We start from the raw sequence: 22,657 nt of genomic DNA, 5'->3' as shown, positions 1-22,657 counted from the left end.
GTATTTTGTGATGACATGAAACAAAAATCTTCACGCCCCTCCCGGATCGCGCCCAGCCGGCTGCAGCAGCAATTGTCGACGGATATTCTCGAGTTGATCCGCAGCGATGGCTTGCCGGCGGGAACGCGCCTCGCCGAGGTGGCGCTGGCCGAGCGGCTGCAGGTGTCGCGCACGCCGGTGCGCGCGGCGCTGAAACTGCTCGCATCCAAGCGCCTGATCCGCCGCGGCGCGCTGCGCGGCTATTTCGTCGCCGACGAGCCGCCTGCGCCCGCCAAGACGCAGGCAAAGCCGGAGCCTGAACAGACCGAACGATTGTTCCTCGCCATCGCCCGGGATCGCCGCACCGGACGGTTGCCGCTCGACGTTTCCGAGCGCGACCTGATGCAGCGCTACAAGGCGACGCGACCGCTGGTGCAACGGGTGCTCACCCGCCTCGCGGAGGTCGCGGCGGTCCAGCGCAAGCCGGGTCACGGCTGGCGCTTCGAGCCCAGCCTCGCCGATGCCGAGGCACGCGCCGAGAGCTATCGTTTCAGGCTGGTGGTCGAACCGGCCGGCCTGCTCGAACCGAGCTTCCGGCTCGATCCGGCCTGGGCCGCCGAGATGCGGCGGCAGCACCAGGCGATGCTCGATGCGCCCTGGAACGAGACCGCGAGCATCGCCCTGTTCGAGATGAACGCCGAGTTTCACGAAGGTCTGGCGGCTGCGTCAGGCAACCGCTTTCTGCGGGTGTCGGTGCAGCAGCAGAACCGGCTGCGCCGCTTCGCCAACTACGACTGGGCCTTCGGGCATGAGCGCGTGGTCGTGAACTGCCGCGAGCATCTGGCGATCCTCGACCAGATCGAGGGCGGCGACCGGCAACGCGCCGCCGAGCTGCTGCGCCGGCACCTGGAGAGCGCTGCCGCGCTCAGGCGGCCGCCCGGCCAGGACCGCAAATCCACCTGATCATCAAACCACGATCCGCTCGTTTCCGGAGTATTGTCATGACCACCGCCCCCGCGCCGATCGATGCCGCCCTCAGCGATGCGCAGCTCGAGTCGTTCTGGATGCCGTTCACGCCGAACCGGCAGTTCAAGACCAATCCACGCCTGTTCGTCGCCGCCGAAGGCATGCACTACATCAAGCCCGACGGCGCCCGCGTGCTCGACGCGATGGCCGGATTGTGGTGCGTCAACGCCGGGCACGGCCAGCGCCACATCGTCGAAGCGATCCAGGCGCAGGCGGCCAGGCTCGACTTCGTCTCGTCATTCCAGATGAGCCATCCGGCCGCGTTCGAGCTCGCCGCGCGCATTGCCGCGATCGCGCCGGAGGGGCTCGATCATGTGTTCTTCACCAACTCCGGATCGGAATCCGTCGACACGGCGTTGAAGATCGCGCGCGCCTATCATCGGGCCCGAGGCCAGGGCGAGCGCATCCGCTTCATCAGCCGCGCCCGGGCCTATCATGGCATGGGCTGGGGCGGGCTGTCGGTCAGCGGCCTCTCGCGACATCGCCGCGACTTCGGCCCGCTGCTGCCCGAGATCGATCATTTGCCGCACACCCACGATCCCGAGCGCGCGGCGTTCTCGCGGGGCCAGCCGCAATGGGGCGTCCACTTCGCCGATGAGTTAGAGAAGCTCCTGGCCCTGCACGACCCCGCGACCGTGGCCGCCGTCATCGTCGAGCCCGTCACCGGCTCGGGCGGCGTGCTGCCGCCGCCGGTCGGCTATCTCGAGCGGCTGCGCGAGATCTGCGATCACCATGGCATCCTGCTGATCTTCGACGAGGTCATCACCGGCTTCGGCCGGGTCGGGGGTGCATTCGCCGCGAACGCTTTCGGCGTGACGCCGGACATCATCACCTGCGCCAAGGGCATGACCAATGGCGCGGTGCCGATGGGCGGCGTCATCGTCCACCGCAACATCCATGGCGCGATGATGAACGGCGCTCCGGGAATCGAGCTGTTTCACGGCTACACCTATTCGGCCCACCCGCTCGCCTGCGCCGCGGCGCTCGCCGCGCTCGACGTCTATGCGGAGCAGGACCTGTTCGGACGCGCCCAGCGGATCGCGCCGCTGTGGGAAAAGGCCGTCCACGCGCTGAGACAGGCGCCGCATGTGATCGATATCAGGAATATCGGCCTGCTCGCGGCCATCGACCTCAAGCCCCGCGACGGCGCACCGGGGGCCCGTGGCAGCGAATGCGCCAACCGCTGCTTCGAGGATGGCGTACTGATCCGCGGCTCCAGCGACACGCTGGTGCTCTCCCCGCCCCTGATCATCTCGGAGGAGCAGATCGAGGCGGTCTTCCGGACGATCCGGCAGGCGCTCGACGCGCTGGAGTGAGGGACATCGCGAGGCGTGTGAATTTCGCGGGCCGGTGATCCAGTGCGGCAGGGGTTCCGTTTCCCTGCTTTCGGAGAGCCCCCGTGCGCAACACAGCCAAGAAACTCCCGTTCGTCTGCGATCCCGTGACCGTCACCCAGGACGACGTCGAGGACGCCATCCGCACCATCCTCACCTGGATCGGTGAGGATCCTTCGCGCGAGGGCCTGTCCGAGACGCCCGCCCGTGTCGCCCGCGCCTATAAGAGCTACTTCGCCGGTTACGACCAGAACCCGGAAGACTATCTCCGCAAGACCTTCGAGGAGACCGCCGGCTACGACGAGATGGTGCTGCTGCGGAACATCCCGTTCCAGAGCCATTGCGAGCACCATATGGCGCCGATCATCGGCCGCGCCTGGGTCGGCTATGTGCCGCGCAGCCGCGTGGTGGGCATTTCCAAGCTCGCGCGCGTGGTCGAGGCCTATGCGGCGCGGCTCCAGATCCAGGAGCGTATGACGGCCGAGATTGCCAACATCATCGACGAGGTGCTGCAGCCGCAAGGCGTTGCGGTGGTGATCAAGGCCGCGCATCACTGCATCAGCTCGCGCGGGGTCAAGAAGCACGGCGTCGACCTCACCACCAGCCGCATGCTCGGCTGCTTCCGCACCGATCCGATGAGCCGGCAGGAGTTCCTGGCGATGGTCAATTCGGACCTCAAGGACTGACCTTCGGCCCCTTCGATCCAAGATTCTTCGCCCTGCTGTGATCCAGCCGCTCTCCCCCAGCGTTCAACCCCATGGACCATGCGTGTCGGGGAACATGACCACGCGACTGAGAGCGGCTAGATTAACGCCATGGAACGTGGCATCGTCCCGGCATCGAATGGTGCGGGGATCGGGTGCTCGTGCCGTGGCAATGACGGGCAGAGGGCCGAAGGCAACTGTGGACTGGGCGGAGTTGATCGGACGTGTTGCCGCGCGCGGCGACCGTGAGGCATTCAAGGCCCTGTTCGAGCATTTTGCGCCGCGCATCAAAGGCTTCCTCATCAAGACCGGCTGCAATGCCGACGAAGCTGAGGAAATCGCGCAATCCACGATGGTGGCAGTCTGGACCAAGGCGGCTCAGTTCGACCCGTCGACGGCCGGCGCCGCCGCCTGGATTTTTACCATCGCGCGCAACCAACGCATCGACGCGGCCCGCAAGGCGATCCGCGACGGTCGGCTCAGCAAGGAGATCGTCCTCGATGAGGAAGCCGATCCGACCCTCGCCGCCGATCAGATCATGTCGCGTGTCGAAGACGCCACACGCGTCGCAGCAGCGATCGAAAGATTGTCGGTGGAGCAATCCACCGTGATCCGCTTGTCGTTCATCGAGGAACGCCCCCATTCGGAGATCGCGGCAGTTCTCGGACTGCCGCTCGGAACGGTAAAATCACGCATCAGACTGGCGATGAATCGCCTGAGAGACCTGTTGGACGACGCGACATGACGATCAGCCATCACCCGCCGGAAGACCTGCTGGCGGACTTCGCCACGGGTGCGCTCGACGAGGCCGAACGGCTTGTCGTCGGTGTTCACGTCGCCGAATGCGGCCGGTGCCGGCGCTTCGTGCGCGCCGTCGAGCAGCTCGCTGGCGCCGCGCTCGATCAGGCCGAGCCGGTCGCCATGGCGGCTGACGCCTTCGACGCGGTGATGGCGAGGATCGATCGCCGCCCCCAGTCCCGTCCGCAGGTCAGCGAGATCGCCGAGATCGATCCGGAGCTCGCCGACCTGCCGGAGATGGTCAAACGCTGCAAGATCGGTAAGCGCCGCCGCGTTGCGCCGGGAATCAGCATGCGCCCGATCCATTTGTCCAGTTCGGCCAAGTCACGCGCCTTCCTGCTGCGCTCCGAGCCCGGCGCGCGGATGCTCGAACATACCCATTCCGGCAACGAGCTCACCTGCGTGCTGAAGGGCAGCTTCAGCCATCTCGGCGGCTATTACGGACCCGGTGATTTCGACTACGGCGATGACGAGGTCGATCATCGCCCGGTGGTCGGCGACGAGGGTCCCTGCATCTGCCTCGTGGCGATGACCGGCGACCTGCGCATGCATGGCTTGCTCGGCCGCCTGATCAGCCCCTTCGTCAGGCTCTGATCCTCTCGGCCGGCCTCTCATCTGAACTGACAGTGCGAGCGCAACGGCGCGTCCGGACGATCTCGATCGTCTGGACGAATCGCCACTTGCCTCGCGACGAAGACGACCGCAAGCTTGCAGTGATCCGCGCCTGATCCTGCGCCGTTTCCGAACAGGAAGCGCATGGAGGAGAATGATGCGGTCAACGAGCGCGAAGCCGAACAGTTACGTCGCGCATCTCAGCCACCTGCTGGCCCGCGCCGGCCGTCACGACCAGCAGGCCTTCGCCGAGCTCCACGCTGCCACGATCGTGAAGATGCGCAAGACCGTGCGTGCCCTGCTGCCCTCCTCGGCCGACCTCGACGACATCCTGCAGGACGGCTACCTGAAGATCTGGCGCCACGCCGCGAGCTTCGATCCGTCGCGCGCGTCGCCCATCACCTGGATGTGCACCATCATGCGCAACACGGCGATCGATGCGTTGCGCACCACCGGCTTGCCGACCTCGGAGCTCGACGAGGCGCTGACGATCCCTGATCCCGCCGACGGGGCCGCCGCCGATGAGTTCGACTATGCGCAGGCGGAACCGATCGCTCGCGAAGCGCTTGAGCGGCTGCCGGAGGACCGCCGGCAACTGCTCGCGCTGGCCTATCTCGAGGGCGAAAGCCGCACGCGGCTGTCGGAGCGGTTCGGCGTACCCGTCGGCACCATCAAGACCTGGCTGCATCGCAGCCTGGCTGCCGTGCGCAAGGACTGCCTCGGACACGCCCACGCCATGGCTGCATGATCTGGATCCGATGACCAAGACACAGGCCGTCAGACATCTCGTCGTCGTGCTGGGGGACCAGCTCGATGCGGATTCGGCCGCGTTCGACGGCTTCGATCCTGAGCAGGACGTGGTGCTGCAGATGGAGGTCGCCGACAAGGCGATCTACGTGCCGCAACACAAGATGCGGATCGCCTACTTCTTCGCGGCGATGCGCCACTTCCATGCCGATCTCGCCGGCCGCGGCCGCCGCGGCCACTATGTCCGGCTCGACGACCCCGCCAACACCGGCGCACTCGACAGCGAGATCGTCCGCTACCAGGCGGCGCTGCGGCCGGAGGCCACGATCGTGCTCGAGCCCGGCGATTTTCGCGTGCGAGAGAAGTTGCGCAAGCTGCCGCAGGTCGACATCCGCCGCGACCGCCACTTCCTGTGCACGGCCGACGAGTTCGACGCCTTCACCGAGCGCCACCCGCGGCCGATCATGGAGACGTTCTACCGCGCGATGCGGCGCAAGACCGGGATCCTGATCGACGACAGCGGCCGGCCGGTCGGCGGCAGCTGGAATTTCGACGCCGAGAACCGCAAGGGCTTTGGCAAGTCGCGGCCTCCGATCCCGGTGCCCCGCTCCTATACGCCCGATGCGATCACGCAGGACGCCATCAAGCTGGTTGCAAAACGCTTCTCCAACAGTCCCGGCAAGCTCGAGCGCTTCGACCTGCCGGTGTCGCGCGTCGACGCGCTGACCGAGCTGTCGGATTTCGTCGCCTGGCGGCTGTCGCTGTTCGGCACCTATCAGGATGCGATGCTCACCGACGAGCCGTTCCTGTATCACTCGCGGCTGTCGGGCGCGCTGAACCTGCACATGCTCAATCCGCGCGAGGTGGTCGACGCCGCGCTCGCCAACCGCAACGCGCCGCTGAACGCGCTCGAAGGCTTCGTGCGCCAGATCATCGGCTGGCGCGAATTCGTGCGCGGCATCTACTGGCAGCGCATGCCTGACTATGCCGACGAGAACGCGCTCGACGCCAACCTGCCGATGCCGCGGTTCTACTGGACCGGCGAGACCGAGATGCGCTGCCTGTCGCAGGCGATCGGGCACACCATCGACCACGCCTATGCGCATCACATCGAGCGGCTGATGGTGCTCGGCCTGTTCGCGATGCTGCTCGGGGTGAAGCCCTACGACGTGCATCTCTGGCACATGTCGATGTTCCACGACGCGATCGACTGGGTGTCGCTGCCCAACACGCTCGGCATGAGCCAGCATGGCGATGGCGGGGTGGTCGGCACCAAGCCCTATGCGGCCTCGGGCCACTACATCGACCGCATGAGCGACCATTGCCGCCACTGCCGCTACGACCCGAAGCAGGCGACCGGCGACAAGGCCTGCCCGTTCACGACGCTGTATTGGAGCTTCCTCGCCAAGCACCGCCGCCGCTTCGCCAATAACGGCCGGATGCGCAACCAGTACGTCAATCTCGAGCGCCGCAGCGCCGCCGAGATCCGCGCCATCCGCAGCCAGGCCGACGCGATCACCGCCGAGATGGTCTGATCCCTCCCCACCTGAACGACGCTCACGGCTTGCTGGCAGCCGGCCGATCGGTCATATCTTGGGCAGTTCCTTCCCGCCCGCCGATCTTAAGCCCGGAATGCCCCGCCCATGACCGCCGCCATCGTTGCCGTGTTCGCGCTCGCTTATGCCGTGGTGGCGCTGGAGCATCCGTTCCGGATCAACAAGGCCGCGACCGCGCTGGTCGGCGCTGGGCTGATGTGGACGATCTACGCGGTGATGGGCGCGACGCCGGCCGCGGTGGCCGGCGAGCTCAACGAGTCCGTGGCCTCGACGGCCCAGATCATCTTCTTCCTGATCGGCGCCATGACCATCGTCGAGGTGATCGACGCCCATAACGGCTTCGAGGTCGTGACCTCGCTGATCGGCACCCGCAACCAGGTCACGCTGGTCTGGCTGGTCGGCTTCGTCACCTTCTTCCTCAGCGCCATGCTCGACAATCTCACGACCGCGATCGTGATGGTGTCGCTGATGAAGAAGCTGTCCGGCCGCGACGAGGACCGGCTCGTCTTTGCCGCCATCATCGTGATCGCCGCCAATGCCGGCGGCGCGTGGTCGGCGATCGGCGACGTCACCACGACGATGCTGTGGATCGGCGGCCAGATCACGCCGCTCGCCATCATGAAATCGGTGTTCATCGCCTCGCTGCTGAACCTGGTGGTCCCGCTCGCCGCCGTCAGCTTCACCCTGCGCGGCAAGCAGCTGGTGCCGCCGGCGAGCGCCGGCCTTGCCTCGATCAGCCCGATCCTGCCGTTCGAGCGCAACCTCATGTTCTTCATGGGCCTCGGCATCCTCGTCGCCGTCCCCTTGTTCAAGGCCGTGACCCACCTGCCGCCGTTCATGGGCATCCTGTTCGGCCTCGGCCTGCTCTGGACGGTCGGCGAGATCATTCACCGCCAGAAGGCGTCCGAGCAGAAGCAGCGCCTGACGCTGGTGCATGCGCTGACCCGGATCGACATGCCCTCGATCGTGTTCTTCATCGGCATCCTCTTGGCGGTCGCCGCGCTCGAGCACACCCACATCCTGCAGGCACTTGCGCAATGGCTCGACCGCACCGTCGGCCGGCTCGACCTGATCGTGATCGTGCTCGGGCTCGCCAGCGCCGTGATCGACAACGTGCCGCTGGTGGCGGCCTCCATGGGCATGTACAGCCTGAGCCAATATCCGCCGGACAGCTTCCTGTGGGAGTTCGTCGCCTATTGCGCCGGCACCGGCGGCTCGATCCTGATCATCGGCTCGGCCGCGGGCGTCGCCGCGATGGGGCTCGAGAACATCCATTTCTTCTGGTACGTGCGCCGCATCAGCCTGCTTGCGCTGCTCGGCTATTTTGCCGGCGCTGTCGCCTACATCGTGCAACACAATCTGATGCATTGAGCGGATCAGCGCCCATGCGACGGTCGCGGCACCTTCTTGCAGTTGTCACGGCCCTGCTGATGGGCGCAGCTCCCGGCCACGCCGACGACGCGACGATCCGGAGCGGCTATGCGCTTGGCGCCGCAAGCTGCGGCGATGCTCCCCTCGCCTTCCCGCGTCTGCAGATCGACACGAAGGCCGGCTTCTGCGCCGGCCTCGTCGCCAGCCGCGACGATGGCCTGCGATTTCCCCGCAGCATCGTGCAGATCCCGGGCAAGCCGTTGTTCGTAATCGCCGACATGGGCGGCTGGGGCCATGAGGACGGCCGCCTGCTGATCCTCGATCCCACAGCGCCCGCCGGCCAGCGTCTCCGCGAGGCAATCACGCGGCTGTCCTATCCGTTCGGCCTCGTTGTTGGTCCCGAGGGCAAGATCTACGCGTCGACCGACACGTCGATCTTCCGCTTCGACGCGCTCGCCGCCGATCCGAAGGCCAGCATCGAAACGATCGTCCGCAATCTTCCCGGCCGCAAGCTCACCTTGCCGGACGGCACGCGCATCAGCGAAAGCGCGCATCCGCTGAAGGCCTTTGCCTTCGACCGCACCGGCCGCCTGTTCGTCAACGTCGGCTCGCACAGCGACAACTGCCTCTCATCGGCGCCTGGCCGTTGCGCGGCCGCCGAAGGCGCTTCGCCGCTCGCTGCGATCTGGCTGTTCACGCCGCCCACGGGCGGCGTCTTTCCAGCCCTGAAATCAGGCGCCTCCGATCCCGCTCACGAGGTGTTCGCGCGCGGTCTGCGCAACTCGATGGCGCTCGCGCTGCATCCACGCTTTCCCGATCCCGGCACCGCCTTCCTGCAGGGCGAGAACGCGCGCGATCTGCAGGACGTGTTCGCGCCCAATGAGGAAATCAATGCCATCGAGCAAGGCCGCCACTATGGCTGGCCCTATTGCTACGATCTCGCCACGCCCAGCCCGGAGTTCAAGCAGGCGCTGCAGTCGGGCGCCCTGAAGGACTTCTGCAAGACGACCGCGCTCTACAAGCAGCCCTGGTCGCTGCTGCCGCCGCATGGCGCACCGCTCGGCATGCTCTACTACACCGGCGAGCGCTTCGACGACCTCAAGGGCAAGCTGCTGGTCGGACTGCACGGCTATCGTCCCACCGGCAGCCGCCTGCTCGCCTATGAGGTCGACGAACGCGGCTTTCCCAAGGTCAGTCCGCCGCCGGTGCGCTATCACGTCAGTTGCGCCGCCGAGCCGAGCCGCGCGTTCCAGACCGCGGCGGGTCCCGCGCCCGCCGCGTCCTTCGACGAGATCATCTCCGGCTGGCATCGCGTCAACGGCATTCGCCCGCAGGGCGCGCCGGTCGGCATGACCGTCGCCGATGATGGCGCGATCTGGCTGGTCGAGGACAAGAACCAGAGCGTGATCCGCATCGACCGCACCGGTGAGGCAGCGCCGGAGCCGCTGCCCTGCGACACCAGGAGCAGTCAACTGATCGAGCGGCTCACCGCCTTCGTCATGGATGATCCCGCCAGCCGACAGCGCCTGACGACCGTGCGCAAGACTCTGATCGAGAAGCATTGCAGCGCCTGCCATGCGGAGTTCGGCCTGAAACCCAGCCAATCCGAGCGCGACAAGGACAGCGCCGTGCTGCGCTTCATGCTGGCCCAGGACGGCTGGATCACTCCGGGCGATCCTGACGCCGGCCGCTTCCGCCAGCGCCTGCGCGGGCTTGGCGCCGAACGGCAGATGCCGCCGGGCGCCAACCTCATCAAGACGGAACCAGGCTACGCCAAACTGCTTGATGTGGCCGACGACCTCGTCGCGCGCATGGTTCCAGGGACCCGGATGCGCGTGAAGGCCGGCGGCCCGCCGCATCGCAAGTTCTTCGCCCGGGACGGCCGCGAATGCGGCGACATCCCGTTCGGCAAGGTCGTCGTGGTGACGGAAAAGTCTGCCGTCAATAAGCCCGGCTTCAGCCGTTTCTTCCGGCCCGCCGATCCCTATCTCAACGGCACCTGCACGGACGACAATGGCTATTACATCCAACAGCAATTCCTTGTGCCGCTCTGACGCAGCCCTCAACGAGTTGAAACCGGTCTTACCCAAGCCCACGCTGCGCTCCCCTCCCCCTTGCGGGGAGGGGTCGGGGGTGGGGGTGGACCCGGGCTCCGCCATCAGTGACGAGCGCGACGCACGAGCAACAGCGCGTAGGGTGGGCAAAGCAATCGCCGCAGGCAATGCGTGCCCACCGGCCGCAGACACCGGCGCAAGTTATGGTGGGCACGGCGCGCACGAGACCGCGCCTGGACGCCAGCAGGATCGCCTCGCGCCTTTGCCCACCCTACACATCTCGCGTGTAGCTACTGCTTTGCTCTTGCTGACAACCGCCCCCGCCCTCGCAGCGCCAAAACTATTCGAAAGCACCCAGCTCACACCCTCAGGCGAATACACCTTCGGCATCGAAGGCCCCGCCGTCGATCCCCAGGGCAATCTCTACGTCGTCAATCTCGGCAAGCCCGGCACCATCGGCAGGCTCGCGCCGGAAGCGACCACGTCAGAACCGTTCACTGCGTTGCCCGACGGCAGCATCGGCAATGCGATCCGCATCGATGCCGCCGGCACGATGTTCATCGCCGACTACAAGCGCCACAACATCTTCGCCATCGCCCCCGGCACGACCGAGCCGCAGATCGTCTTCCACGCCGACGAGATGAGCCAGCCCAACGACATCACGCTGGCCCGCGACGGCACCATCTATGCGAGCGACCCGGCCTTCAAGGCGCGCAGCGGCCGGATCTGGCGGATCGCAAGGAGCCCAGACGGAACGATGCAAGGCGCTGCGCTGATCGCGCCGCGCGCGATGGGCACGACGAACGGCATCGACCTCAGCCCCGACGGCCGCACACTCTACGTCGGCGAGTCCAACAGCGGCGAGATCTGGTCCTATGCGATCGAAGGTGACGCGCTCACTCGTCCGAAGCTGATCGCGAAGTTCGAGCCGAACACGATCGACGGCCTGCGCACCGATGCCAGCGGGCGACTGTTCGTCGCGCACATCCTGAAGGGCAGCATCGCCGTGCTCACGCCCGACGGCCGGATCGTCCGCGAGGTCGCTCTGAAAGCCAAAGAGCCGACCAACCTCGCCTTCGGCGGCAGCGACGGCAAGACGGTGTATGTAACGCAGCGCCAGGGCGGCTTCATCGAGTCATTTCGGACCGATGTCGAAGGCCGCGAGCATTGTCTGCAGCGACGAGCGTGTTGAGATCTGCGTCCGGCAAGGACTGACAGAGGCTGTCATTGCCAGCCGTCAGAGCCGCCCGGAGGACCTTGCCCGCGCGATCAGCCACCGAAAGCCGCGTTTGTGAAACGGCAGGACCGCTTTCAAATAGGCGACGCCGAACATGTTGTGGGCATCGCAAATCGTCGAAATCACGGCGCGCGGCTGTTCCCTGGCGTCCTCGCGCAGAATGGACACGCGGAAATCGAGATGCGCGTTGTCGCGCCCCACGATGAGTTCGGCGGGCGTGTGAACGAAGATGGTCCAGCCGAGCAGGCTGTCGCCGACCGCATAAGCGGGCTTCCGCTCCACCGACAGGATGTCGCGATGACGCGAGACCTCCAGACCGAATGGCGCTGCGAGCGCGTTGCGCAGGATGAGAATGGACTTCATCCAGCCGGGCCGGTGGCCGAAGATGGCGAAGAATGCGTCGATGGTCGACAGGTCGGCGCGGCTGAGTTCGATCGCGATCGACTCACGGTAGTCACTGCGCAACAGCAGCGCGCGATCGATGAGCGATGTCGCAGGAAGCGACGTCTCGCGCATCGCGGCAGAAAATTGTCCGGATCTCATCTGGCGTCCTTCGTCGGCGGCCGGTGTCTCGATCCAAGCAATCCCGTGCTTCATGCACAAGCCCATCGTATCGCCTACGGCGATTTGACGCCTCTCATCCGGGAATTCCCGACGAGTTGCGCCGCCCAGCTCTGCCCATCATGCAGCGGCGCAATGTTCAAACTGCCCGTCGTGCCAGTTTGCCGCACGCCGTATCCCTTGTGTCGTCGGGCAAATCAGGCCGATGCTTCCGGCCATCCCGGGCTCGTGAGAGGGGCGGATCGCGATCGTCACGAACGTGGAGCCTGGGGAGCGGTGGGCGTGTGATGCTGCAGCGTGATCAGTCGCGCGGACGAACGGCATGATGCGCACGGTGAAGTCGTGATGTCCTGACACCCCGATGCTGGTGTCAACCTGGCGCAATGCGATCGCGCCGGGGATGGTGGCCCAAAAGCCCGGCGCACCAGGGAGACCACGTATAAGCCGTAAAGCCATCGCGCAGGGAATGCCGGGTCGATCCGGCTGCACCTGTGGTACCTGCCGCCTGCCTTTTTCTACGCAGGCGGGCCATGGGTGAGGCCATCGCCCGGCATTCCCTGCGCCCTCTCGTTATTGGAGGGTCGAACTGATCATCATGACTCGGACAGATCATGTCGCGAGAACGCTGCCTCATATTCAACTGTCATGCCCGCACAGGCGAGCATTCTGCGCGCCGCGGCTTGTGCAGCTAATGTTGTCATTGAAAGGCAGCTCAACAAATTCGCTGTCGTCCCGGACGAGCTGCGCCAACGCGACTGCGTTGGTGCGGCGCCGATCCGGGACCCATACCCACAGGCCGCGGTGCGAGGCACATTCGGAGTTGCCAGCACACCCCACAACAGACGACGGTGGTTATGGGTCCCGGCGTTCGCCGGGACAACACCGATGATGGCGCAAACTGCTCGACCCTCACGTGCACGACGTCATCCGCTTATGCGTGCAGACGATGACGACGGCGTGGGAGTCGTCGCGAAGTACTTACCGCCCGTACACCACCGGCGCACGGCCGACGAAAACCGGCGGAGGCAAATCGCGCTGCCAGACGCGGCCGTCGTCGAACTGGATGCGCATGCCGTCCGGCGAATACACCGCGCTTTCGTCGCGCGCATCGATCCACAGCCGGCTGTTCGGCGCATTCCAGTCCGGCCAGGCCTGCAGCGATTCGCCGGTCTCGGTGGTCATGTTCACGGCATCGCCATTCTGGGTCACGAAGGCAGGCGCCCCGATCATGCCGTCGCGGCACATCTGGATGCATCGGTAGGTGCCGGTGAGATTCGCGCTCGGCTGGGCGGAGGCGGAGCCGGCGACGCAGGCGCCGACGAGGCCAATGAGGATTGCAACACGCTTCATATCGATCACTCCATCGCTCGAAAGGGTCAGCCAGCCCCCATTCGGGCCCCTCGGGCGGATCAAGTGCGATGCAGGAAAAATGTTCCGCGGGTTCCCCGGCCGGGAACCGCCTTACTCGACCAGCACGACGTCGACCGCAACGCCGAGCTTCTGTTTCGGCGAGCCGACAATGATGCCGTCGATCGGAGAGACATCCGAGAAGTCGCGGCCCATGCCGAGGATGATGTGATCGTTGCCGACGACGAGATCGTTGGTCGGATCGAAGCCGATCCAGCCGAGCGCCTCGCCACACCACAGCGATACCCAGGCATGCGTCGCATCCGCGCCCTGCAGCCGCGGCTGGCCCTCGGGCGGAATCGTCCGGAGATAGCCGCTGACATAGGCGGCCGGCAGGCCGAGGCCGCGCAGGCCCGCGATCATGACATGCGCGAAGTCCTGGCAGACACCGTGACGATTGTCGAACACCTCGCGCAGCGGCGTCGAGATCACCGTCGCCTTCGGGTCGTATTTGAACTCCTTGCGGATGCGCCGCATCAGGTCGGCGGCGCCCGCCACGATGCCGGTGCCGGTCGGAAAGCTCGCCGCCGCATAGTCGGTCACCGGCGCAAGCACCGGCACCAATGCGCTGGCGAAGACGTAGCCGATCGGCGACGCCGGCCCGAGGCTGGTCGCCTCGAAGGCATCGTCGCGCACGTGCTCCCAGGCTGCACTCGGCGCATCCCGCTGCGGGGCGTTGCGCGCCAGTCTCACCCGCGAGCGCGAATCGATCCTCAGATGGCGGTGCTGGGTATCGATCACGATGCTTTCGGTCAGCGTGCCGAAGAAGTCACGCCGCGCGGTGCGCTCCGAGGGACGCGGCCGGATGTCGACGCTGTGCGAGATCAGTTCCTGGCCATCGCCGCTCGCGGGCTCCAGCCGCAGCGAGCAGCGCGCAAAGCTCACCGCGCTCTCATATTCGTAGGTCGTGACATGACGGATGTCGTAGATCACGCGAGGCCCGTGAGCTTTTCCGGCCGCGTCGCATTGGGGCCGTGCGGGAAGTAATGCTGTCCGATCGCCTCCGCCAGACTGAGCAGGTCCTGCTCCAGCGCGAACAGCGTGCGGCCGTCGAGATGCGCCGCCTCCGCCGCCGTGAGCCGCGCGACCAGCGAGACCGCAAGCCGCTGCGGCCGCTCGATCAGGCCATTTTCCTTGAGCACCGGCAGGCCCGCGATGTGCTCGTTCAAGGTCTCGATCTGGAAGGCGACCGAGCGCGGATTATAGAGGTCGAGCACCACGAGATCGCGGATCGGCGCCAGCGACGGACCGATCAGGTAGCGCGACCGGTAGGTGATCTGGCAATCGACCAGGGTCAGCAGGACGTCGAGATCCTCCGGCGTCGCCTCGTCATAGCCGAACTGCCGCGCAAACCGCGCGGTGTTGATGGCGCGCTCGGCGCGGCGCCCGATATCGAGGAAGCGCCAGCCGGCGGCGCGATTCATGTTCTCCTGGGCAAGGCCGGCAAAGCTCGCAAGCTTCTCCAGAATGAGCTCGGCCGTGCTGACGACGGCGTCCTCGTCCTCCGCGTCCTGCGCCAGACGGCTCGGCATTTCGGTGATCACCTGCCAGGCGTCGGGCGACAGCCGCTCGCGCAGCGATGTCGCGGTGCGTTGAGCCGATCTGAGCAGCGACAAGGCCGAGCCGAACTGGGCCTCCGCCTGCAGCGCTTCGGCCGCGACCTGCGATCCCCTGGTCCGCGACGTCTGCGAGATCGCGCCCCAGGCGAGCAGCAGGCGCTGGATGCGCTCGGCCGTGTTGAGCTGCGCCGGCGCGTCCCTGCCGGGATCGCGGTGCTGCGCGCCGAGCACGCGGATCAGCCGCAACGTCGCCTCCGCGCGTTCGAGATAGCGGCCGAGCCAGAACAGATTGTCCGCCGCGCGGCTCGGCAGCACGCCGGCGATGCGGCGGATGCGGACATTGTCCGACCCCGGCAGCAGGGTGCGGGCTGCGACCGCCTTGTCGCCGACCACCCAGACGTCGGCGGCGCGCGCGCCGTCGCCCATCGAGATCGCGCGCGCATCGAGCTTGTCGGCAATGCGGCAGAAGCCGCCGGGCATCACGGTCCAGCCGCCGTCCGGCGTCACGGCCGCGAACACGCGCAGCACGAACGGCCGCGGCGCGATCCGCCCGCCTTCCCACACCGGCGTCGTCGACAGCCGCACCACCTCCTGGCCGACATAGTCGATGCCGCGCTGCTTGATCGCCGCGCGCAAGCGATCGCGCTCGGCCGCCGAGAGCTCGCTCGGCAGCACCGGGCCGCTGCTCGCGAAGCCCGGCACGGCGCGGCCATAGGCGCCCTCGATCGCGAAGTCCTCGAGCCGATCCAACACCTCGTCGCGCGCCGATTTCTGCCCGCACCACCATGTCGCGATATGCGGGATCTTGAGGTCCTCACCGAGCACGCGCCGCGACAGGCTCGGCAGGAAGCCGAGCAGCGCGCGCGCTTCGAGCACGCCCGATCCCGGCATGTTGGCGAGCACGACGCCGCCCTTGCGAACGACGTCCATCAGCCCGGCGACGCCGAGGCGCGAGGCGGCATCGAGCTCGAGCGGATCGAGCGAGTTGGAATCGAGCCGGCGCAGCAGCACGTCGACGCGCTTGAGCCCGGCGACGGTGCGGATGTGGACGCGATCGCCGCTGACGGCGAGGTCGTCGCCCTCCACCAGCAGGAAGCCGAGATAACGCGCCAGCGTCGCGTGCTCGAAATAGGTTTCGCTGAAGGTGCCCGGCGTCAGCACGCCGATGCGCGGCTCGTCGCGATCGGCGCCGGCGCGCAGCGCGTCGCGAAAGGTCTCGAAGAACGGTGCGAGCCGCTCGGCATTCATAGACTTGTAGATCGAGGAGAACGCGCGCGACAGCACCAGACGGTTTTCCAGCGCATAGCCCATGCCCGACGGCGCCTGGGTGCGATCGTTCAGCACCCACCAGCGCCCGTCAGGACCACGGCCGATGTCGGCGGCGTAGATGCTGAGGAAGCGGCCGCCCGGCGGCTTGATGCCACAGACGGGCCGCAGATATTCGCTGGAGCCGGCGACGGCCGCCGCCGGCAGCGCGCCGCTCGCGATCAGACGTCCCTCGCCATAGATATCCCGCAGCACGCGCTCGAACAGTTCTGCGCGCTGCACGATACCCTGGGACAATTGCGCCCACTCGGCCTCGTCGATCAGCAGCGGTAGATGGCTCAGCGGCCAGGAGCGCTCGGCATTGTCGCCGGGCGAGCGATAGGTGACGCCGGCCTCGCGCAGATGCCGGTCAGCCGAGGCGAAGCGGCGGTCGATGTCGGTCGGTGCGAGCGCGGCGAACGTATCCGCAAAACGCGTCCACACCGGGCGCGGCTGGCCGTCGGCACCGATAAACTCATCGGGAATGCCGGGCAGCCGGGCATAGTCGCGAGACCATTGCGTCGCGCGGCGCAGCGGAGGACGCGCCGCCGGCCGGCCGGCGGCGGGGGTCGCTCCCTGGTCCTGGCCGCTCGGGCCGTCCATGCCCTGCTCCTCCGCACAAACTAGGGCTCAATCAATGCCGGAGCGGCCTGCGCAAGTCGAGGGTCATCGGGAATTCATTTGTGCGTTCTTCCGGCGGCAGCGCGATTCGTCCGGGAGTGTGGCCGTGATCCTGGAATCGGGCGAGCCGCCGCGCCTCCGCTTCGTAGGAGTTGATCGGCTTGGTGTCGTAGTTGCGGCCGCCGGGATGGGCCACGTGATAGACGCAGCCGCCGAGCGAGCGGCCATTCCAGGTGTCGATCAGGTCGAAGGTCAGCGGCGAATGCACCGGAATGGTCGGATGCAGGCCGGAGGCCGGCTGCCACGCCTTGAAGCGGACGGCGGCGACGGCCTCCGCCGAGCGGCCGGTCGATGTCATCGGCATTCTCCTACCATTGCAGGTGACGAGGTGCCGGCCCTCGATGAAGCCTTCAGCTTTCACTTGAAGCCGTTCGACCGAGGAATCCACGTAGCGCACGGTGCCGCCCGCGGCACCCTCCTCGCCCAGCACGTGCCACGGCTCCAGCGCCTGCCGCAGCTCCAGGGTCACGCCGCCATGCTGCACGCGGCCGAAGGTCGGAAAACGGAACTCGAGCTGCGCTTGATACCATTCCGGCGAGAAGTCGTAGCCGGACGACCGCAGCTCATCCAGCACATCAAGAAAATCCTCCCAGATGAAGTGAGGCAGCATGAAGCGGTCGTGCAGCGCCGTGCCCCAGCGCACGAAATTGCCTTCCTGCGGCTCGCGCCACAGCTTGGCGATCAGGGCACGGATGAGCAGTTGCTGCGCCAGCGACATGCGCGGATCCGGCGGCATTTCGAGCGCGCGGAATTCGACGAGACCGAGGCGGCCCGTCGGGCCTTCCGGCGAGTACAGCTTGTCGATGCAGATCTCCGAGCGATGGGTATTGCCGGTGATGTCGACGAGGAGATGCCTGAACAGCCGATCGACCAGCCACAACGGCACGCCCTGCCCGGCCGGCGGCACATTGGCGAGAGCGACCTCCAGCTCATAGAGACTGTCATGCCGCGCCTCGTCGATACGCGGGGCCTGGCTGGTCGGGCCGATGAACATGCCGGAGAACAAATAAGACAGTGCTGGATGCCGTTGCCAATACAGCACGAGGCTCTTCAACAGATCGGGACGGCGCAAGAACGGCGAATCCGGCGGCGACGAGCCGCCGACCACGACGTGATTGCCGCCACCGGTGCCGGTGTGGCGGCCGTCGATCAGGAAGCGGTTGGCGCCGAGCCGCGTCTTGGCGGCGTCCTCATAGAGCCCGAAGGTGATGTCCACCGCCTCGCGCCAGCTCTGCGCCGGCTGGATGTTGACCTCGATGACGCCGGGATCGGGCGTCACCTTGATGACGTCGATGCGCGGATCGAACGGCGGCGCATAGCCCTCGACATGAACCTTGATCTGCATCGCCTCGGCCGTCGCCTCGACGGTCGCGATCAGCTCCAGATAATCCTCGATGGTCTCCACCGGCGGCATGAAGACGCAGAGAATGCCGTCGCGGATCTCGACCGACATCGCGGTGCGCACGCCGAGACCGCCCCAATACTGGTACTGAACGTCCTGCTGTTGTTGTGGCGGCCGGTCGAGCGCCTTCAGCGGCGGCACCTGCGGCACGATCACAGGACGTCCCTGCGCGTAGACCGGCAATGGCCCGCGCGCCTCCATCGGATCCTGCTCGTGAATATACGGGAAGTCTTCTGGCGGAATGTACAGCAGCGAGTTGATCGGCAGCCTCAGGCCGAGCGGCGAGTCGCCTGGAATCAGAAACAGCCGCTTGCGCCGCAGTCCCCAGCGCTCGCTGCGCCAGCGCTTCGGCTGCGCATTCCAGCGCTGGATCGGCAGCACGAAGCCGCGCGGAATGTGCAGCCCTTCGTCGAACACGCGCGCCATGCGGGCGCGCTCTTCCGGATCGTCCAGCTTGGAGTCGAGCGCATCGACATTCTCGGGCAGCGCCGCTTCCTTCTGCAACCAATGCGCGGGGTCCTCATACGCCGGCAGCACATAATCCGGCTCGAGGCCGAGCGTCTCCGCCGTCGTATCGAGGAAGCGCTCCGCATCCGCGATCGTGGCCATGCGCGGGGCGTCGATGCTCGCGATCAGATCGGGATTGCGCCAGATCGGCTCGCCGTCCTTGCGCCAATACAGTCCGAACGCCCAGCGCGGCAGGCTTTCGCCGGGGTACCATTTGCCCTGGCCGTAATGCAGCAGGCCACCGGGCGCGAACCGCGACCGCAGGCGCCGGATCAGGCTGTCGGCAAGCCCGCGCTTGGCCGGACCGACCGCGGCCGTATTCCACTCCGCGGACTCCATGTCGTCGATCGACACGAAGGTCGGTTCGCCGCCCATCGTCAGCCGCACGTCGTGAGCGGCGAGATCGGCGTCGACGGCCTCGCCGAGCTGATCGAGCTTCTGCCAGGACTCATCGGAGAAAGGCCGCGTGATCCGCGGCGCTTCGCGGATACGCTTCACATTCATCTCGAAGGCGAAGTCGACCTCGGCAATTCCGGCACTGCCCGAGATCGGCGCGGCCGAGCGATAATGCGGGGTCGCGGCGACGGGAATATGTCCCTCGCCCGCAAGCATGCCCGAGGTCACATCGAATCCGATCCACCCGGCACCGGGCAGATAGACCTCCGCCCAGGCATGCAGATCGGTGAAGTCATTCTCGACCTCGACCGGCCCTTCGATCGGATCGATATCAGGACGAAGCTGGATCAAATAGCCCGAGACGAAGCGTGCGGCGAGACCGAGATGCCGCATCGTCTGAATCAGCAGCCATGCGGAGTCGCGACAGGAGCCCGCCGCCGAGGCCAGCGTCTCCTCCGGCGTTTGAACGCCGGGCTCCATCCGGATGATATAACGAATCTTTTTCTGCAACTGCGCATTGAGATCAACGAGATAGTTGACCGTGTTGTCGGCTTCGCGCGGCAGCGACTTCAAGTATTCCGCGAACTTTGGTCCGGGCTCGATCGTCTCCAGGTAGGGCGCGAGTTCCGCTTTCAATCCGTCGGGATAGGCGAACGGAAAGCTGTCGGCATAGGGCTCTACGAAGAAATCGAACGGGTTGATCACGGTCATCTGCGCCGTGAAATCGACCTCGATTTTCAGTTCGTTCACCTTCTCCGGAAAAACATAGCGCGCGAGCCAGTTGCCCTGCGGGTCCTGCTGCCAGTTCACGAAATGGTTCGATGGCGTGACCTTGAGCGAATAGCTCAGCACCGGCGTCCTGGTATGGGGAGCCGGACGCAGACGGATGGTCTGCGGGCCCAATCCGACGGGACGATCATACTTATAATGGGTGACGTGATGTAATGCGACGTAGATTGACACGTGGGTTCAGCGCTCCAGCAACTTTTTTGAGCAGAACATTGCCGTGCTCAGGGATCAAGCACTAACAACGGGCAGAGCTGCCTAATGAACCGTCCTGGGCCCTAAAGATGACAATTCGGCCGTCCTTCGGTCTCATCGCGCCCCGATCAGGTGTTCGGACTGCACGCACCGGTGGCTTTTGCGGCGGGACCGTGACCAACTCAGGCGTCCTAACAAGAACGGGAGAAGAACAAACAACCCGTTTCACCGTGTTCCCTCGGAGTTGTCCACAGGGAGAGGCCGATACGGTCACGGAAGATTGACCACTCTGCAATAGCAGGGATTAACCCCGAAAGTTGAACTAACAAGAACTAATAGCGTTGCATTCGCCGCAATCACTTGATAGCTCGACTACACGTGCTATTTAGGACCCCCATTGCCAAAAGGAGAATCACGTTGGCCAAGACAGCTAAGAAGGCAGCTACCAAGAAGTTGGCGCGCAAGCCGTATACCGCCGCCGACATCAAGCTGCTGAAGCAGCACTCGAAGTCCAAGACCCCGGTTGCCAAGATCGCCAAGGCGATGAAGCGGACTGAAGGCTCGCTGCGCCAGAAGGCCCTGGCGCTGGGCATTGGCCTCGGCCACCAGCGGTAATTTGTTCGGCGCCGCTGTCGCGCGTCAGCGCGGCCAGCCCAAGTCGGTGTACCGAGGCGGCGCTACCAGCCTGTCATCTGATCTCAGTTGCGATCCAGTCTCAGCTACGACGTGATCCCAGCTGCGATCAGATGCCGGCACGGAAACATCCAGCAATCCGCTCGCGAGGCAGCCGAGAAACCGGCCAAGAAGCCAGCGAAGAGCTCGAAAGCCCGAGCTACATCGTCGCACCGAGCACCCAGGGCGCGAACTCAGCGCCGCCGAAATCGAAGCTTTCGCTCTTGGTCGGCTGCCCGGACGCGGTTTTCAGCATCAATTCGAAGATCCGCTGGCCGCACTCCTGCACCGTCTCCTCGCCGTCGAGGATGGTGCCGCAGTTGACGTCCATGTCGTCTTCCATCCGCTTGTACATCGGCGTATTCGTCGCCAGCTTGATCGACGGTGCCGGCTTGCAGCCGAACACACTGCCACGTCCGGTGGTGAAGCAGACGAGATTGGCTCCGCCGGCCACCTGCCCCGTCGCCGCGACGGGGTCGTAGCCGGGCGTGTCCATGAACACGAAGCCCTTCTTGGTCACGGCTTCGGCATAATGCAGCACATCCACCAGATTGGTGCTGCCGGCCTTGGCCATCGCGCCGAGCGACTTCTCCAGGATGGTGGTCAGGCCACCGGCCTTGTTGCCGGGACTCGGGTTGGCATTCATTTCCGCGCCTTCGCGCGCTGTATACTCTTCCCACCAGCGCATCAGCGACACCAGTTTCTCGCCGACGTCGCGGCTCACGGCGCGCCGCGTCAGCAGATGCTCGGCGCCGTAGGTCTCCGGCGTCTCCGACAGGATGACCGTGCCACCATGTCGCACCAGCAGATCGCTGGCGGCACCAAGCGCGGGGTTGGCGGAGATTCCGGAGTAGCCGTCGGAGCCGCCGCACTGGAGTGCGACCGTCAATTCGCTCGCGGGAACCGTCTCGCGCTTCACCTTGTTGGCGTCGGTCAGCGCCTCCTTCACGAAGGCAATGCCGGCCTCCACGGTCTTGCGGGTGCCGCCGACCTCCTGGATGTCCATCGCGCGCAACCGGCCGGCGAGCTTCTGCTCTTCCATCAGCCCGCCGATCTGATTGGCCTCGCATCCCAAGCCGAGCACGATCACCGCGGAGAAGTTCGCGTGCCGCGCGTAGCCGCCGAGCGTTCGCCGCAACAGTTTCAGCGGCTCATCCATCGTCATGCCGCAGCCCGTCTTGTGCGTCAGCGCCACCACACCATCGACATGGGGATAGTCGGCGAGCGGATCATCGCCCGTGAACGGATTTCTCTTGAAGACGTCGGCGACCAGGCCCGCGACATGGGCGCTGCAATTCACCGACGTCAGGATGCCGATATAGTTGCGGGTCGCGACGCGCCCGTCGGGGCGGCGGATGCCCTCGAACGTTGCCGGCAGATCGAAATTCGGCGTCGGCTTGACGTCGACGCCATAGGCGTAGTCCTTGGCGAAATCGCCCATGCCGCAGTTCTGTGTATGAACGTGCTGCCCCGGCGCGATCGGCGAAGTGGCGAAGCCGATGATCTGGCCGTAACGGCGGATCGGCTCGCCCTGCGCGATGGGACGCACCGCGACCTTGTGTCCCGCCGGGATACGATCGACCGTCACGACGCCATCGGCCACGGCCAGCCCGGGCGGCAGGCTCGCGCGCGCGATCAGGACGCTGTCCTCGGGATGAAGACGGATGACGGGAGCGGGAGCCATGGCAGTCTCTCTCGTTGGAACTTTGGAAGGGGCGAATAGCGAATGGCGAGTAGCGAATGGAGGGGGCCTCTACTCGCTACTCCC

General features: G+C 66.0%; 17 protein-coding genes. 11 read left to right on the top strand and 6 right to left on the bottom strand.

The features are described 5' to 3' along the window. Positions 1 to 15 precede the first annotated feature (15 nt). The 10 genes from ACQR1L_RS13050 to ACQR1L_RS13005 all read left to right on the top strand — a co-directional run bounded on the left by ACQR1L_RS13050 (position 16) and on the right by ACQR1L_RS13005 (position 11,373). Positions 16 to 942: an FCD domain-containing protein gene (locus ACQR1L_RS13050; protein WP_434858369.1), complete on the top strand. Its 927-nt coding sequence runs from the start codon at positions 16 to 18 to the stop codon at positions 940 to 942. Between the two features lie 38 nt (positions 943 to 980). Beyond that, positions 981 to 2,321 carry an aspartate aminotransferase family protein gene (locus ACQR1L_RS13045; protein WP_434858368.1) on the top strand — a complete coding sequence of 447 codons (1,341 nt, stop codon included), beginning with the start codon at positions 981 to 983 and terminating at the stop codon, positions 2,319 to 2,321. A gap of 83 nt (positions 2,322 to 2,404) precedes the next feature. Next, positions 2,405 to 3,025: a GTP cyclohydrolase I FolE gene (gene folE, locus ACQR1L_RS13040; protein WP_434858367.1), complete on the top strand. Its 621-nt coding sequence runs from the start codon at positions 2,405 to 2,407 to the stop codon at positions 3,023 to 3,025. 217 nt (positions 3,026 to 3,242) lie between these two features. After that, the gene (locus ACQR1L_RS13035) at positions 3,243 to 3,788 is read left to right on the top strand and encodes a sigma-70 family RNA polymerase sigma factor (RefSeq protein ID WP_434858366.1); all 546 of its coding nucleotides are present in this window, start codon (positions 3,243 to 3,245) and stop codon (positions 3,786 to 3,788) included. Continuing rightward, entirely contained in the window at positions 3,785 to 4,435 is a 651-nt protein-coding gene (locus ACQR1L_RS13030; protein ID WP_434858365.1) for a ChrR family anti-sigma-E factor, read from the top strand. The genes ACQR1L_RS13035 and ACQR1L_RS13030 overlap by 4 nt, the downstream gene beginning before the upstream one ends. A 175-nt stretch (positions 4,436 to 4,610) precedes the next feature. Next, positions 4,611 to 5,201 carry an RNA polymerase sigma factor gene (locus ACQR1L_RS13025; RefSeq protein WP_434858364.1) on the top strand — a complete coding sequence of 197 codons (591 nt, stop codon included), beginning with the start codon at positions 4,611 to 4,613 and terminating at the stop codon, positions 5,199 to 5,201. A 10-nt stretch (positions 5,202 to 5,211) separates the two neighbouring features. Continuing rightward, positions 5,212 to 6,735, top strand: a complete 1,524-nt coding sequence (locus ACQR1L_RS13020) for a cryptochrome/photolyase family protein (RefSeq protein WP_434858363.1) — start codon at positions 5,212 to 5,214, stop codon at positions 6,733 to 6,735. Positions 6,736 to 6,843: 108 nt separating this feature from the next. After that, entirely contained in the window at positions 6,844 to 8,127 is a 1,284-nt protein-coding gene (gene nhaD, locus ACQR1L_RS13015) for a sodium:proton antiporter NhaD (RefSeq protein WP_434858362.1), read from the top strand. 14 nt (positions 8,128 to 8,141) lie between these two features. Continuing rightward, on the top strand, positions 8,142 to 10,181 hold the full coding sequence (locus ACQR1L_RS13010) for a PQQ-dependent sugar dehydrogenase (RefSeq protein WP_434858361.1): 2,040 nt from the start codon (positions 8,142 to 8,144) through the stop codon (positions 10,179 to 10,181). Between the two features lie 298 nt (positions 10,182 to 10,479). Then, positions 10,480 to 11,373, top strand: a complete 894-nt coding sequence (locus ACQR1L_RS13005; RefSeq protein WP_434858772.1) for an SMP-30/gluconolactonase/LRE family protein — start codon at positions 10,480 to 10,482, stop codon at positions 11,371 to 11,373. Between the two features lie 45 nt (positions 11,374 to 11,418). Here the strand turns inward: ACQR1L_RS13005 and ACQR1L_RS13000 are convergent, their stop codons facing one another. From ACQR1L_RS13000 to ACQR1L_RS12980, 5 genes are all read right to left on the bottom strand, one after another. Then, entirely contained in the window at positions 11,419 to 11,961 is a 543-nt protein-coding gene (locus ACQR1L_RS13000; RefSeq protein ID WP_434858360.1) for a DUF2867 domain-containing protein, read from the bottom strand. Positions 11,962 to 12,957: 996 nt separating this feature from the next. Further along, positions 12,958 to 13,338, bottom strand: a complete 381-nt coding sequence (locus tag ACQR1L_RS12995; protein WP_434858359.1) for a hypothetical protein — start codon at positions 13,336 to 13,338, stop codon at positions 12,958 to 12,960. Between the two features lie 102 nt (positions 13,339 to 13,440). Next, entirely contained in the window at positions 13,441 to 14,319 is an 879-nt protein-coding gene (locus ACQR1L_RS12990) for a transglutaminase family protein (protein ID WP_434858358.1), read from the bottom strand. Continuing rightward, positions 14,316 to 16,853 carry a circularly permuted type 2 ATP-grasp protein gene (locus tag ACQR1L_RS12985; protein WP_434858357.1) on the bottom strand — a complete coding sequence of 846 codons (2,538 nt, stop codon included), beginning with the start codon at positions 16,851 to 16,853 and terminating at the stop codon, positions 14,316 to 14,318. Before ACQR1L_RS12985 ends, ACQR1L_RS12990 begins: the two co-directional genes overlap by 4 nt. Positions 16,854 to 16,884: 31 nt before the next feature. Beyond that, the gene (locus ACQR1L_RS12980) at positions 16,885 to 20,199 is read right to left on the bottom strand and encodes a DUF2126 domain-containing protein (RefSeq protein ID WP_434858356.1); all 3,315 of its coding nucleotides are present in this window, start codon (positions 20,197 to 20,199) and stop codon (positions 16,885 to 16,887) included. A gap of 435 nt (positions 20,200 to 20,634) precedes the next feature. Here ACQR1L_RS12980 and ACQR1L_RS12975 point away from each other — a divergent pair, with 435 nt between their 5' ends. Beyond that, positions 20,635 to 20,832 carry a hypothetical protein gene (locus ACQR1L_RS12975; protein ID WP_006613836.1) on the top strand — a complete coding sequence of 66 codons (198 nt, stop codon included), beginning with the start codon at positions 20,635 to 20,637 and terminating at the stop codon, positions 20,830 to 20,832. Positions 20,833 to 21,049: 217 nt separating this feature from the next. Here ACQR1L_RS12975 and ACQR1L_RS12970 read toward each other — a convergent pair whose 3' ends face one another. Beyond that, entirely contained in the window at positions 21,050 to 22,573 is a 1,524-nt protein-coding gene (locus ACQR1L_RS12970) for a UxaA family hydrolase (RefSeq protein WP_434858355.1), read from the bottom strand. Positions 22,574 to 22,657 lie beyond the last annotated feature (84 nt).

It is taken from the genome of Bradyrhizobium sp. HKCCYLR20261, assembly GCF_051168435.1.
In the GTDB taxonomy this organism is placed as follows: domain Bacteria; phylum Pseudomonadota; class Alphaproteobacteria; order Rhizobiales; family Xanthobacteraceae; genus Bradyrhizobium.
This window is presented reverse-complemented; position numbering and strand designations above follow the sequence as displayed.